Source organism: Micromonospora sediminimaris, from assembly GCF_016863575.1.
GTDB classification, from domain to species: domain Bacteria; phylum Actinomycetota; class Actinomycetes; order Mycobacteriales; family Micromonosporaceae; genus Micromonospora; species Micromonospora sediminimaris.
The window spans coordinates 271,879-285,023 of record NZ_BOPD01000002.1 but is presented as its reverse complement, the minus strand read 5'-3'; the positions used below and the strand labels follow the sequence as shown (position 1 = coordinate 285,023).

At 72.8% G+C, this 13,145-nt stretch carries 13 protein-coding genes; 3 read left to right on the top strand and 10 right to left on the bottom strand.

What is annotated here, in order from left to right:
• Positions 1-19: 19 nt before the first annotated feature.
• On the top strand, positions 20-1,267 hold the full coding sequence (locus Vse01_RS01230; protein WP_093402276.1) for a PucR family transcriptional regulator: 1,248 nt from the start codon (positions 20-22) through the stop codon (positions 1,265-1,267).
• A 37-nt stretch (positions 1,268-1,304) separates the two neighbouring features.
• Here Vse01_RS01230 and Vse01_RS01225 read toward each other — a convergent pair whose 3' ends face one another.
• The 9 genes from Vse01_RS01225 to Vse01_RS01185 form a co-directional block, all read right to left on the bottom strand.
• Entirely contained in the window at positions 1,305-2,903 is a 1,599-nt protein-coding gene (locus tag Vse01_RS01225; RefSeq protein ID WP_232511085.1) for a Na+/H+ antiporter, read from the bottom strand.
• 55 nt (positions 2,904-2,958) lie between these two features.
• Positions 2,959-3,747 carry an IclR family transcriptional regulator gene (locus Vse01_RS01220; RefSeq protein ID WP_093402275.1) on the bottom strand — a complete coding sequence of 263 codons (789 nt, stop codon included), beginning with the start codon at positions 3,745-3,747 and terminating at the stop codon, positions 2,959-2,961.
• The gene (gene pcaC, locus Vse01_RS01215) at positions 3,744-4,124 is read right to left on the bottom strand and encodes a 4-carboxymuconolactone decarboxylase (protein WP_093402274.1); all 381 of its coding nucleotides are present in this window, start codon (positions 4,122-4,124) and stop codon (positions 3,744-3,746) included. The genes Vse01_RS01220 and pcaC overlap by 4 nt, the downstream gene beginning before the upstream one ends.
• Entirely contained in the window at positions 4,124-4,903 is a 780-nt protein-coding gene (gene pcaD, locus Vse01_RS01210) for a 3-oxoadipate enol-lactonase (protein ID WP_093402273.1), read from the bottom strand. The genes pcaC and pcaD overlap by 1 nt, the downstream gene beginning before the upstream one ends.
• Positions 4,900-6,324: a 3-carboxy-cis,cis-muconate cycloisomerase gene (gene pcaB / locus Vse01_RS01205; protein WP_093402272.1), complete on the bottom strand. Its 1,425-nt coding sequence runs from the start codon at positions 6,322-6,324 to the stop codon at positions 4,900-4,902. Before pcaB ends, pcaD begins: the two co-directional genes overlap by 4 nt.
• The gene (gene pcaG / locus Vse01_RS01200; protein ID WP_093402271.1) at positions 6,299-6,868 is read right to left on the bottom strand and encodes a protocatechuate 3,4-dioxygenase subunit alpha; all 570 of its coding nucleotides are present in this window, start codon (positions 6,866-6,868) and stop codon (positions 6,299-6,301) included. The genes pcaB and pcaG overlap by 26 nt, the downstream gene beginning before the upstream one ends.
• Positions 6,861-7,601, bottom strand: a complete 741-nt coding sequence (pcaH, locus tag Vse01_RS01195; RefSeq protein WP_093402270.1) for a protocatechuate 3,4-dioxygenase subunit beta — start codon at positions 7,599-7,601, stop codon at positions 6,861-6,863. Before pcaH ends, pcaG begins: the two co-directional genes overlap by 8 nt.
• A gap of 106 nt (positions 7,602-7,707) precedes the next feature.
• A complete protein-coding gene (locus Vse01_RS01190) occupies positions 7,708-8,472 on the bottom strand; it encodes a CoA-transferase subunit beta (RefSeq protein ID WP_093402269.1) in 765 nt (254 codons plus the stop codon).
• 76 nt (positions 8,473-8,548) lie between these two features.
• Positions 8,549-9,367, bottom strand: coding sequence for a CoA transferase subunit A (locus tag Vse01_RS01185; RefSeq protein WP_093402268.1), 819 nt, complete (start codon positions 9,365-9,367; stop codon positions 8,549-8,551).
• Between the two features lie 341 nt (positions 9,368-9,708).
• Here Vse01_RS01185 and Vse01_RS01180 point away from each other — a divergent pair, with 341 nt between their 5' ends.
• Together Vse01_RS01180 and Vse01_RS01175 are read left to right on the top strand one after the other, a co-directional pair.
• On the top strand, positions 9,709-11,169 hold the full coding sequence (locus Vse01_RS01180) for a benzaldehyde dehydrogenase (protein WP_093402267.1): 1,461 nt from the start codon (positions 9,709-9,711) through the stop codon (positions 11,167-11,169).
• 17 nt (positions 11,170-11,186) lie between these two features.
• Positions 11,187-12,356, top strand: coding sequence for a 4-hydroxybenzoate 3-monooxygenase (locus tag Vse01_RS01175; RefSeq protein WP_093402266.1), 1,170 nt, complete (start codon positions 11,187-11,189; stop codon positions 12,354-12,356).
• A 19-nt stretch (positions 12,357-12,375) separates the two neighbouring features.
• Here Vse01_RS01175 and Vse01_RS01170 read toward each other — a convergent pair whose 3' ends face one another.
• Positions 12,376-13,086: a class I SAM-dependent methyltransferase gene (locus Vse01_RS01170; RefSeq protein ID WP_093402265.1), complete on the bottom strand. Its 711-nt coding sequence runs from the start codon at positions 13,084-13,086 to the stop codon at positions 12,376-12,378.
• Positions 13,087-13,145: the final 59 nt, after the last annotated feature.

Sequence of the window (13,145 nt, the reverse complement as noted above, 5' to 3'; positions counted from 1 at the left end):
TTGTGCGGAGAGAACAACCGTGGCGGAACCATCCGGAACGACCAATCGGGCGGCCCGCATCGAATTGGACCAGCGAGTGGCCCGCGAACTGCGCGACCGGCTGCCACTGGTGGCCGGTCAGACCGTCACCGCGATCACCGCCGAAGTGCCCAGCTACTCCGGCACCCTGACCGGGCAGATGCGGGACAAGATAGAGAACGCGGTGCAGATCGCGTTGGGCACCTTCCTGCAACTGCTCGAACAGTCCCAGGCCGCCGACCGTACCCAGGTCAACGACCCGAGCACCCCGCTGGTCCCGGCGCTGGAGGCCGCGTACGCCCTGGGCAGCGGCGAGGCCCGGTCGGGCCGCAGCGTGGACGCGCTGCTGGCCGCGTACCGGGTGGGCGCCCGGGTCTCCTGGCGGGAGCTGGCCGCCGCCACCGTGGCGACCGGCCTGCCCGCCGCCACCGTCGCCGAGTTCGCCGAGTTGATGTTCGCCTACATCGACGAGCTGTCCGCCGCGAGCGTCGCCGGGCACGCCGACGAGTTGGCAAGCGTGGGCCGGGCCCGACGGCGGAACCTGGAACGGCTCACCCAGCAGTTGCTCGCCGGTGAAGCGGAGGACGTGCTGCTGCGCAGCGCCGAGCGGGCCGACTGGCCGGTGCCGCAGACCCTCACCGTGGCGCTGCTGCCGCAGGCGAAGCTGCGCGGGGCGCTCGCCCTGCTGGGCGAACACACCCTGGAGAGCAGCGAGGAGCTGCCGGCCGGCGAGCCGGGCGAGGAGACCGCGGTGCTCCTCGTACCGGACATGCACGGTGACCGACGCCGGCAGCTCGCCCGGGTGCTGCACGGACGCCGCGCGGTGCTGGGGCCCTGCCGTCCCTGGGCCCGGGTCAGTTCCTCGTACCGACGGGTGGTCCGGGTGGTCGCGCTCGGTATCGCCCAGCCCACCGACGGCGAACCCCTGGACACCGAACATCACCTGGCCGAACTGCTGCTCAGCGCCGACGTCGAGGCGCTCGCCGACCTGCGTACCCGGGTCCTGCAACCCCTCGCCGAGCTGCCCGCCGCCACCGCCGAACGGCTCACCGAGACGCTGCGTTCCTGGCTGCTGCACCAGGGACGGCGCGACGACGTCGCCGCCGACCTCTTCGTCCACCCGCAGACCGTGCGCTATCGGATGGGTCAACTGCGCGAACTCTTCGGTGACCGGCTCACCGATCCGCGCAGTCTGCTCGACCTCACGGTCGCGCTCGCCCTGCCGGCCGGCGGGGCGGCGGCCGGCTGAGCGAACCCGCCGGGTAGGCGGGCCGGCCGAGCAGCGGTTACTCGGAGGTCGTCGGGCCGAGCAGGCGGATCTCCTCGACGTCCAGCCGGGCCTGCAACTCCTGCAAGACGGTGTCGTCGATCTCCCGCCGGTCGCGCATCGCGGTGATCTCGCGTCGCTTGTGTTCGAGGGCGGCCAGCCGCAGTTGACGCTCGACCTCCCGAGCGGTCAACGAGTCGTCCTCCGGCTCGGACTGCATCGCGCTCAGATGGCCCGCGTACTCAGCCCGGAGCCGGTGCAGGGTCTCCGCCTCGGCGCCCACCCGGTCGGCCAGGTCGGGCAGCGCGTCGAGGGTGGCCTGGGTGGCATTCAGCTGCGCCTGCCGCGACTCCTCGACCCGTTCCGGATCGCCGCGCAGCCCGGCCCAGCTCATCACGAACGGCAGGGTGGTGCCCTGCACCAGCATGGTCACCAGGATCACCGTGGCGACGCCGAAGATGATCAGATCCCGCTCCGGCACCGGGCTGCCGTCCTGCGCGGTCAACGGCACGGCGAGCGCCGCCGCCAGCGACACCGCCCCCCGGAAACCGGCCCAGCCGGCGACCGTACGCACCCGCCAGTTGACCTGCCGGGCGAGCTGCGACTCGCGCCGATCCAGCCGGGCCACGGCGGCGATCAGGTGCAGCCACAGCATCCGCACGGCCACCAGCACCCCGGCCACCACGAGCGCGATCACGACGGCCCGGCCCAGGGAGACGCTTGTGACGTTCTGCACCGCCCGCGGAATCTGCATGCCCACCAGCACGAAGAGTCCACCATTGACGAGGAAGGTGGTCAGGTCCCAGAAGGACAGCGCGAGGATCCGGGACCGGGCCCGGATCACCCGGGGACTGGCGTAGGAAAGCATCAGCCCGGCGACCACCACCGCGAGCACCCCGCTCTCGTGGATGCTGTCGGCCAGCAGGAAGGCGGCGAACGGGGTGAGCACGCTCAGCGCGCCCTCCCGCAGCGGGTCGTCGAGGCGCTTGCGGATCAGGATCACCACCGTGCCGACCACCATGCCGGCGGCGATGCCGCCGAGGAAGGACAGGCCGATCCGCTCGACGAGTTCGAAGGCGCTCGGTGCGGCGCCCCCACCGAGCAACCCGAGCGCGATGGCGAACAGCACCAGGGCGGTGCCGTCGTTGACCAGGCTCTCCGCGCGCAGGGTGGTCAGCAGCCGGCGCGGCATCCGCTTGGCCAACCCGGCCACCGCCGCGGCGTCGGTCGGGGCGAGCACCGCGCCGAGCACCCAGGCCACCGCCGGGTCGACACCGAAGCGCTGCACGACCAGCGACACCGCGACCATCGTGACCCCGACCAGGCCGACCGCCAACAACGCGATGACGACGATGTTCGCCCTGATCTCGCGCAGGCTGGTGACCAGGCTCTCCCGGTACAGGATCGCCGGCAGGAACAGCAGCAGCACCACCTCGGGTGCCAGGACCACGTGCGAGAACGGGGGCAGCAGCGCCACCAGGGCCCCCAGGCTGATCAGCAGCACCGGCGGGGCGACCCGGTACCGGCCACCGATGGTGGTGCCGACCAGCACGACGACACCCAGCGTGATGACCAGCAGCAGCTCGCGCACCTCGCCCCCGTTCGTCGCCCCCCACATGGTGGTACGCCGACGGGCCGCCCCGGGCCGATTCGCCGCAGCGCCCAGACCGGGCTCAGCGACGGGGACCGGCGCTCAGGTCCTCCTCGATGCGCTTGGCAGTGGCCAGCAGCGGTGGCAGCAGCTCCCTGCGGATCATCTCAAACGAGCCTCGGCTGGCGTGGGCGGAGACGTTCACCGCGGCCACCACCGAGCCGTTGTCACCGTGGATCGGCGCGGCCAGCGACCGCAGCCCCTCCTCCAGCTCCTGGTCGACGAGGGCGTACCCCTGGTTGGCGATCTTGGTCAGGATGTCACGCAGTTTGGCCGGATCGGTCACGGTGCGCCGGGTCAGCGGGCGCAGCTGCGCCGTGGCGAGATAGTCGTCCAGCCATCGGGGCGGCTGCCCGGCGAGCAGCACCCGGCCCATCGACGTGGCGTACGCGGGGAACCGGGTGCCGACGCTGATCCCCACCGTCATGATCCGCTTGGTGGGCACCCGGGCGACGTAGACGACCTCGTCACCGTCGAGGACCGACACGGAGCAGGACTCGTGCACCTGCGCCACCAGCGCCTCCATGTGCGGCTGGGCCACCTCGGGCAGGCTCAGGCTGGACAGGTAGGCGTAGCCGAGGTCGAGGATGCGCGGGCGCAGGGAGAACAGCCGCCCGTCGGTGCGTACGTAGCCGAGTTCGACCAGGGTGAGCAGGAAGCGACGGGCGGCGGCCCGGGTCAGCCCGGTGGCCCGGGCCACCTCGCTGAGGGTGAGCTGCGGGTGTTCGGCGTCGAAGGCCCGGATCACGGCGAGACCGCGTTCCAACGACTGGACGAACTCGCCGGAGCGGGCCGTCGCCTCGTCGCTCACTGGGCCTCCTGCCGCAGAGTCTCCTGGGCCACCTTGAACGCCCGGTTCGCCGCCGGTACGCCAGCGTAGACGGCCACCTGGAGCAGCACCTCCTTCACCTCGTCGGGGGTGAGGCCGTTGCGCAGAGCGGCGCGTACGTGCATGGCCAGTTCCTCGTCGTGGTGCAGGGTGGCCAGCACGGCGAGGGTGATGCAGCTGCGGGTACGCCGGTCCAGCCCCTCCCGGGTCCAGATCTCACCCCACGCGTAGCGGGTGATCAGGTCCTGGAAGTCGGCGGTGAACTCGTCGGTGCCGGCGATGGCCCGGTCGACGTGCGCGTCGCCGAGCACCTGCCGGCGTACCGCCATGCCGGCCTCGTACCGCTGCTGGTCGGTCATCAGCGCACCGCGCCTTCCGGGTCGAGGTGGTCCACGAGCAGTCGGGTGACGGCCTCGGGTTGCTCGACGTTGGCCAGGTGCGCCGCCCCGTCGAGCACCACCAGGCGGGCCGACGGGATCCGCTCGGCGATGGCGGCCGCGTGCTCCGGCGGGGTCGCCGGATCGTCGGCCGCGCCGACCACAAGCGTCGGTGCGCGGATCGCGGCCAGGTCCGGGCGCAGATCCATCGCGGCGATTGCCGCACAGCAGCCGGCGTACCCGGCGGCAGGCGTGCTGACCAGCATGTTCCGGTACGCGGCGACGGCGTCCGGATGGGTCGCGGCGAAGGCGGGAGTGAACCAGCGCTCGACGATCGCGTCGGCGATGCTGTCCAGCCGACCGGCACGGACGGCGGCGGCTCGGGCCCGCCAGCCGTCCGCCGGCCCGAGCAGTGCGGAGGTGCACAGCAGGGCGAGGCGGTCGATCCGTTCGGGGGCGTGGGCGGCCAGCCACATGCCGACCATCCCGCCGAGGGAGAGCCCGGCGTAGTGGACCCGGGTCACGCTCAGGTCGTCCAGCAGCCGCAGCACCTTCCGGCCGAGCAGGTCGATGGTGTACGGCCCGGCCGGTGTCGCCGAGCCGCCGTGGCCCAGATGGTCGTAGCGGACCACGCGGTACCGCTCGGCCAGCGCCGCCACCTGCGGCTGCCACATCGCGCCGGTGGTGCCGAGGGAGCTGCCGAGCAGCAGCACCGGCGCGTCCGGCGGGCCGTCGACGGTGTAGTGCAGCGCGCCGGTCACGGCCGTACCTCGCCGTCCGGCCCGACGGCCGCGGCCAGGCCCTGGGCCGCCTCGGGGTGCGGCCCGGCGGTCTCGGCCGGGCCTGGCGTCGCGTCGCGGTGCAGGTCGAGGGCGCGGTCGATCAGGTAGCCAGTGCTGCCGAGCCAACCGGCCGGGTCGAGGGCGGCGTCGACGTCCGACTCCGACAGGTGGGCGCGCAGGTCCGCCTCGGCCAGCAGCGCCGCCCGGAAGTCGGGCCGGCCGGCGGCGCGGCGGACCAGGTCGTGAGCGGCGGCGCGGCCCAGGGCCGGTGCCAGCCGGGCGGCGACCGCCTCGGCGAGCAGCAGGCCGCCGGTGGCGTCCAGGTTGGCCCGCATCCGCTGCGGACGTACGTCGAGGCCGGCGAGCATCCGGGCGGTACGGGCGGCGGCCCCACCGGCGAGGTGCGTCAGGTCGAGCAGGGGTTCCCACTCGGCGTGCCAGCCACCGGTGGCCCGCTCGTGCTCCTGGCCGGCGGCGGCGAACAACGTGCCGACGAGCCCCGGGCCACGCCGGGCCGCGGCGGTGACCAGCACCGAATCCACCGGGTTGCGCTTGTGCGGCATCGCCGAGGAGCCGCCCCGCCCCGCGCCTCCCTCGGCCACCTCACCAACCTCGGTCTGCGCGAGCAGGCCCACGTCGAGGGCGATCTTGCCGGTGGCGGCGAGCAGCCCACCGAGGGCGGCGGCCAGGTCGAGCAGGGGCTGGCGGCGGGTGTGCCAGGGCAGCGGGCTCGCCGCCAGGCCGAGCTGCGTGGCGAACCGGTCGACCATCGCCGGCCCGGCAGTGCCATAGGCGGCGAGGGTGCCGACCGCCCCGCCGAGCTGCGCGGGCAGGCCGGCGCGCGCCCCGGCCAGCCGGGTCCGCGCCGCCACCAGGCCGACCAGCCAGCCGGCCGCCTTGAGCCCGAAGGTGGTCGGTGCGGCCTGCTGGCCGAGGGTACGGGCGGTCATCAGGGTGTCGCGGTGGGTCCGGGCCAGCCGGGCGGCGGCGTCGGCGGCGTCGGCGAGGTGCCGCAGCAGCGGCTCGACGGCCCGGGCCGCCACCAGCGACAGGGCGGTGTCGAGCACGTCCTGGCTGGTCGCGCCGTGGTGCACCCAGGGCCGGGCCGGCGCGGCGACCGCGGCGGTCAGCTCCCGCACCAGCGGGACGACGGGATTGCCGGCCGCCTCGGCCGCCTCGCCGAGAGCGGCCGGGTCGTACCGTTCGACGCGGCACTGCCGGACGATCTCGTCGGCGGCCGGGGCAGGCACCAGCCCGACCTCGGCGCCGGCCCGGGCCAGGGCCGCCTCCGCGTCCAGCAGCGCCCGCAGCAGGGCGTGGTCGCCGAGTTCGGCGTCGACGTCAGGCGTGCCGGAGAGCCCGCGCAGCAGTGCCTCAGACGGCGAAGAAGACGGTCTCATGCTCTCCCTGAAGGCGGATGTCGAACTGGAACCCGTCCGTGGCCGGCCGGGCCAGCAGCGTGTCACGACGCTGCGGGTCGACGGTACGCAGCACCGGGTCGCTGGCGTTGGCCGCCTCGCCGGGAAAGTAGACCCGGGTGACGAGACGGTGCAGCAGCCCCCGCCCGAACACCGACAGGGTCAGGTGCGGTGCCTCGGTGTCGCCGTCGAAGGTGGGCAGCGGCCCAGGCTTGACGATGTGCAACGCGTACCGGCCCTCGGTGTCGGTCTCGGCCCGGCCGAAACCCCGGAAGCCGGGGACCGCCGATGGCCGGGCGCCCCGCGGATCGTCGGGATGGTCGAAGCGCCCGTCGGGATCGGCCTGCCAGCTCTCCACCATCGCATCGACCACGGCCGCGCCGGTGCCGTCGAAGATCCGGCCCCGCAGCCAGAACGCCCCGGGCGTACCCTCCGGCACCACGTACGGCCCGTCGGGCCAGCGCAGGCCGATGTGCAGGTACGGCCCGACGGTCTGGGCGGGCGTCACGCCCAGCGACTCACTCATCGTCGTCCTCGTCCTCGAACACGGTGGCCTCCCGGCCGCGCAGCACGATGTCGAACTCGTAGGCGAGCGCCCACTCGGGGCGGGTGGCCGCGTGGTCGTAGCGGGCCACCATCCGCTGCCTGGCCCGCTCGTCGCGGACCGAGTTGAAGATCGGGTCCTGGAAGAACAGCGGGTCGCCCGGGAAGTACATCTGGGTCACCAGCCGCTGGGTGAAGGCGCGGCCGAAGAGGGAGAAGTGGATGTGCGCGGGCCGCCAGGCGTTGTCGTGGTTGCGCCACGGGTAGGCGCCGGGCTGCACGGTGACGAAGCGGTAGCGGCCGTCCGCGTCGGTCAGGGCGCGCCCGACGCCTGTGAAGTTCGGGTCCAGCGGCGCCGGCCAGGTGTCGGCGGCGTGCCGGTAGCGGCCGGCGGCGTTGGCCTGCCAGATCTCGACGAGGGTGTGCGGCACCACGCGGCCGTCACCGTCGAGAACCCGGCCGTGCACGATTATCCGCTGCCCGAGGGGTTCACCGTCGTGCTGGCGGGTCAGGTCGTGGTCCAACTCGCCGAGGCGACCCTCGCCGAGCAGCGGGCCGGTGACCTCGGTGAGCCGCTGCGGCAAGTAGGTCAACGGCTGCTGCGGCGCCCGGCTCACCGTCGACCGGTAGCCGGGGCTGAGCAACGGCGGGTGGGCGTCGACGTCGTCGCGCCGGTAGCTCGGCAGGATCAGTTTCCGCTCGGCGTCCTGGGTCAAGGCCGCTCCTCCCCTTCAGTCGATCCGAGTATCCGCGACCCGGAGGATTCGAGCGGGTGCCCGCTGACGATCGCACCGCCCGGCGGTTCGGGCTGAGGCTGGCCGGTCATGCCGCCGCCCGCATTGTCGCTTCAAGGGCGCGCAGCACTGTGAGTTCCTCGGCGGTCGGTGGCTCGTTGGTGCTCAGGTCGTCGGCGACGGCGAGCGGCCAGCCGGTGGCCTCGCGGACCCGCTCGACGGTGACGCCCGGGTGCAGCCGGGTGAGCGTGAGTTCGCAGCTGTCCGGGTCGGCCTCGAGGACGCCGAGGTCGGTGATGACGGTGCGGGGTCCACCGCCGCGTAGACCGAGCCGGGCCCGGTCGCCGGGGCCGGCGCCGTAGCCGACCGAGGTGACGAAGTCGACGCGCTCGGTGAAGGTACGCCGGCTCTGCCGGACGATCACCACCACCTCGCCGCAGGAGGCGGCGATCTCGGGAGCGCCACCGGCACCGGGCAGGCGCACCTTCGGGTCGGTGTAGTCACCGCCGATGACCGTGGTGTTGATGTTGCCGTACCGGTCGAGCTGCGCGGCACCGAGGAACCCGACGTCGATGCGCCCGGGTTGCAGCCAGTAGTTGAACACCTCGGGCACCGGGATCACCGCGTCGGCGGTGTCGGCGAGCACGCCGTCACCGATGGAGAGCGGCAGCCGATCCGGCTTGGCGCCGAGACAACCGGACTCGTAGATCAGCACCAGATCCGGCGCGTGGGTGGCGCGGGCCAGGTTCGCCGCGGTGCTGGGCAGGCCGATCCCGACGAAACAGGCGGTGCCGTCGCGCAGTTGCCGGGCGGCCGCCACCGTCATCATCTCGTCGGCGGTGTACTGACTCATGCCGGCCCTCCGCTGCGCTGCGGGCCGACATGAGGCACCAACGCACTGAGTTGATGATTCGCTCGCTGACGCTCACTCATGCCGTCGCCCCCGCGTTCTGCACATGCCGTTCGATCCAGTCCTGGAAGGTGTCACGGTCCCGGCTGATCTCGTCCCAGGCGACGTAGAAGGCGTTGTCCCGCACCGAGTAGCCGTGCGCGTACGAGGGATGGGCGCCGCCGGGTACGTGCGCCACGGCGGTTATCGCCCAGCCGGGCAGCACCACCTGGCCGGGTACCGGGGTCAACTCGTCGACGATCTCCTCGACGGTGACCAGGGACCGGCGGGCGGCCAGCACCGCCTCCTTCTGCACGCCGGTGATGCCCCACATCTGCACGTTGCCGGCGCGGTCGGCGCGCTGGGCGTGCACCACCGTCACATCGGGGTTCAGCGCGGGGACCGCGGTCAGTGTCTCCCCGGTGAACGGGCAGTCGATGCTGCGGATGTTGCCGGTGTGCCGGGGCAGGTCGGTGCCGGTGTAGCCGCGCAGCACCGCGAACGGCAGGCCGGAGGCACCGGCGACGTAGCGGTTGGCCATCCCGGCGTGGCTGTGTTCCTCCAGCTCCAACGGGACGGGCCAGGAGTTCTGCACGGCGTCACGGAAGCGGTGCAGCGATCCCACGCCGGGGTTGCCGCCCCAGGAGAAGACCAGGCGGCGGGCGCAGCCGGCACCGATGAGCTGGTCGTAGATGACGTCGGGGGTCATCCGCACCAGGGTCAGGTCGCGCCGCTCCTGCCGGATGATCTCGTGGCCGGCGGCGAACGGGATCAGGTGGGTGAATCCCTCCAGCGCCACCGTGTCCCCGTCGCGGACCAGCTCCGCGACGCCGTCGGCCAGCGGGACGAGCTTCGCCATGAGCCTCCCTGCCTCCTGTGTCATCGCACCCACCGACCGCTGTTCGGCATGCGGACCGGCGTACTTATCTCGAACGTAATCGGCGTTGGTGACGTTCGTCAACGCGCCCCGGCCGACCGGGTTCACCCGTCCGACCTGTCGCAGAAATGTTGCGGTGATCCGTTGACGCGAGCCGAGTCCCGTGCAAATGTCCTTGATGAGAACGCCTGTTCGGCAAGCGAACAAGCGACGCGCGGTCGGCCCTGGCTACCGCCGGGCCGCCGCACGTATCAGGCGTGGCCGGAACCATCCCGCCGGCCACCGCCCGTGCCTGTCCCACCTGCGGCGCAAGGAGGACCACCATGCCCCTGCTCGACACCGACACCTGGCACGGCCGGATCTACAGCGACGGCTGGGTGCGGGCCTCCGGCGGCACCGCCACCGTTCGCGCCCCCGCCACCGGCGAGGAGATCGGCCAGGTAGGCGTGGCCGACGCCGACGACGTCGCGCGGGCCAGCATCCGGGCCGCCGCCGCGCAGCGGGCCTGGGCCGCCACCAGCTACACCGAGCGGGCCGCCGTGCTACGCCGGGCCGGCGCGTTGTGGGAGCAGCACGCCGCCGAGGTCGGCGAGTGGGTGGTCCGCGAGTCCGGGTCGATCCCGCCCAAGGGCGGCCTGGAGACCAGCACCGCCGCGCAGGAGTGCTACGAGGCCGCGACGCTGCCCTCGCAGTCGCTCGGTGAGATCATCCCGAGCGCCCAGCCCCGACTCAGCCTGGCCCGCCGGCTACCGGTCGGCGTGGTGGGCGTCATCTCGCCGTTCAACGCTCCGCTGATCCTGGCGATCCGCTCGGTGGCCCCGGCGCTGGCGCTGGGCAACGCGGTGGTGCTCAAACCGGACCTGCGTACGGCGGTCTGCGGTGGGCTCTCCATCGCCCGGATCTTCGAGGAGGCGGGGCTGCCCGAGGGCCTGCTGCACGTGCTGCCGGGCGGCGTCGCGACCGGCGAGGCGCTGGTCGCCGACCCGCGCGTACGGGTGATCAGCTTCACCGGGTCGTCCGCCGCGGGCCGCAAGGTCGGTGAGGCCGCCGCCCGGCACCTGAAGCGGGCGCACCTGGAGCTGGGTGGCAACTCGGCGCTGGTGGTGCTCGACGACGCGGACCTGGACCTCGCCGTCTCGGCCGGCGCCTGGGGTTCCTTCCTGCACCAGGGGCAGATCTGCATGACCACCGGCCGGCACCTGGTGCACGAGAGCCTCGCCGAGCGGTACGTCACCGAGCTGGCCGCCAAGGCCGACCACCTGCCGGTCGGTGACCCCGCCAAGGAGCAGGTGGCGCTCGGGCCGATCATCGACGAGGCACAGCGCGACAAGATCCACGCGCTGGTCACGTCGAGCGTGGACGCAGGCGCCCGGCTGGCCGCCGGTGGCAGCTACGAGGGTCTGTTCTACCGGCCCACCGTGCTCGCCGATGTCACCCCGACCACCCCAGCGTACGCGCAGGAGGTGTTCGGCCCGGTCGCCCCGGTGCTCGCCTTCAGCGACCTGGACGAGGCGGCGGCGCTGGCCGGCGCCAGCGAGTACGGGCTGTCGCTCGGCATCCTCAGCCGCGACGTGATGAAGGCCATGGCGCTGGCCGAGCGCATTCCCAGTGGCATCGTGCACATCAACGACCAGACCGTCAGCGACGAGGCGGTGGCGCCGTTCGGCGGGGTCGGCGCATCCGGCACCGGTTCCCGCTTCGGTGGGGCGGCGGCGAACATCGAGGCGTTCACCGAGACCCAGTGGCTCACGATGCAGGGCGACATCACCCAATACCCGTTCTAGGTCCCAAGGAGGCATGGATGCGTACTCAGGTCGGCATCATCGGAGCGGGACCGGCCGGTCTCATGCTGTCGCACCTGCTGCACCGGCACGGGATCGACTCGGTGGTGCTGGAGAGCCGCAGCCGGGAGTACGTGGAGCACCGGCTACGCGCGGGCGTGCTCGAACAGGGCTCGGTCGACCTGCTGCGGGACACCGGGCTGGGGGCACGCCTGGACCGGGAGGGGATGCGGCACGAGGGCATCGAGTTGCGCTTCGACGGCGAGTCGCACCGGGTGCCGATGACCGAGCTGACCGGCCGGGCGATCACCGTGTACGGCCAGCAGGAAGTGGTCAAGGACATGATCGCCGCCCGGCTGGCGGCGGGCGGGACGATCCTGTTCGAGGCACCCGCCGACCGGCTGTCCGGGCTGGACACCGCACCGCTGATCCACTTTCGACGCCAGGGCCGGGACGAGGAGCTGCACTGCGACTTCGTGGTCGGTTGCGACGGCTACCACGGGATCAGCCGGCCGACGGTGCCCGACGGGGTGCTGACCACCTACGAGCGCACCTACCCGTTCGCCTGGCTGGGCGTGCTCGCCGCCGCCCCGCCCGCGGTGGAGGAGCTGATCTACGCCCACCACGAACGCGGCTTCGCCCTCTACAGCATGCGCTCGCCGCAGATATCCCGGCTGTACCTCCAGGTGCCGGCCGACGAGGACATCGCCGACTGGCCGGACGAGCGGATCTGGGCCGAACTGCGGACCCGGTTGGAGACGGTGCCGAACTGGACGCTCAACGAGGGGCCGGTGCTGGAGAAGTCGATCACCCCGCTGCGCAGCCTGGTGGTCGAGCCGATGCAGTGGCAGCGGCTGTACCTGGCCGGCGACGCGGTGCACATCGTGCCGCCGACCGGCGCCAAGGGCATGAACCTGGCGCTGGCCGACGTCGCGTTGCTCGGTGACGCCTTCGCCGCCTGGTACGCCGACGGCAGCACCCACCTGCTGGACGGCTACTCGCGTACCGCGCTGCGCCGGGTCTGGCGGGCCCAGCAGTTCTCCTGGTGGATGACGTCGATGCTGCACCGGCTCAACGCCGACGACCCGTACGAGGCGAAGCTCCAGTCGGCGACCCTGCGCTACGTCACCACCTCCCCGGCGTACGCGACAAGCCTCGCGGAGAACTACGTCGGCCTACCCGAGGTCTGAGCCCCGGAGGCGACGGAGGTCAGCGCTTGCGCGCGAGGATGAGCCGGAACCGTGGGCTGCCGCCGGGGTGCTGACCCAGACCGGTCAGGGCGGTGTCGGTCGCGGTGAAGCCGACCGCCGTCAGGTCGTCACGCAGCGCGGAGAGGCTGGTGGTGTGGTAGTACATCACGAACGGCGGGCGCCACACGGCGTTGCGGACCCGCATGGTCAGGTCGAATCCGCGGGTGACCCAGTGCGAGACCGAGGTACGCGGCGACGGCGTACCGATCGGAATGGCGAACAGCCCACCCGGTCGCAGCGCCCGGTGGACCCCGGCGAAGAGCGCGGGGCGTTCCTCCGGCAGGAAATGCCCGAGCGCGCCGGCGCTGACCGCGAGATCGAATCCCTCGGTGAACGGCAGGGCCCAAGCGTCGGCCCGTACCCAGTTGGCTTCCGGGAATGCGCGGCGCGCCTGCGCGAGCATCCCGGCGCTGAAGTCCACGCCCGTGATCCGATCCCGACACAGGGAGCTGAGGACCTGCATCCCCGCGCCGGTGCCGCAGCACACGTCCAACCCATTGTCGAACGCCCCGACTTCGGTAAGTGCTTGCGCGGTCGCGCGGAGAACGCTGTCCGGCGTACGGAAGGGCGTGTGGTCGAACTTCGGCGCCAGCAGGTCGTAGCCGCGCTCCACCGAGGAGAGCGCCTGGACGCACAGCTCCCGTAGCGACGGGCCGTTGGGCGAGAACACCGGCCGAGGGTACCTTCCGGACCGCCGGCACCCGGCCGATGCCGAGGTACCCAGCCGAG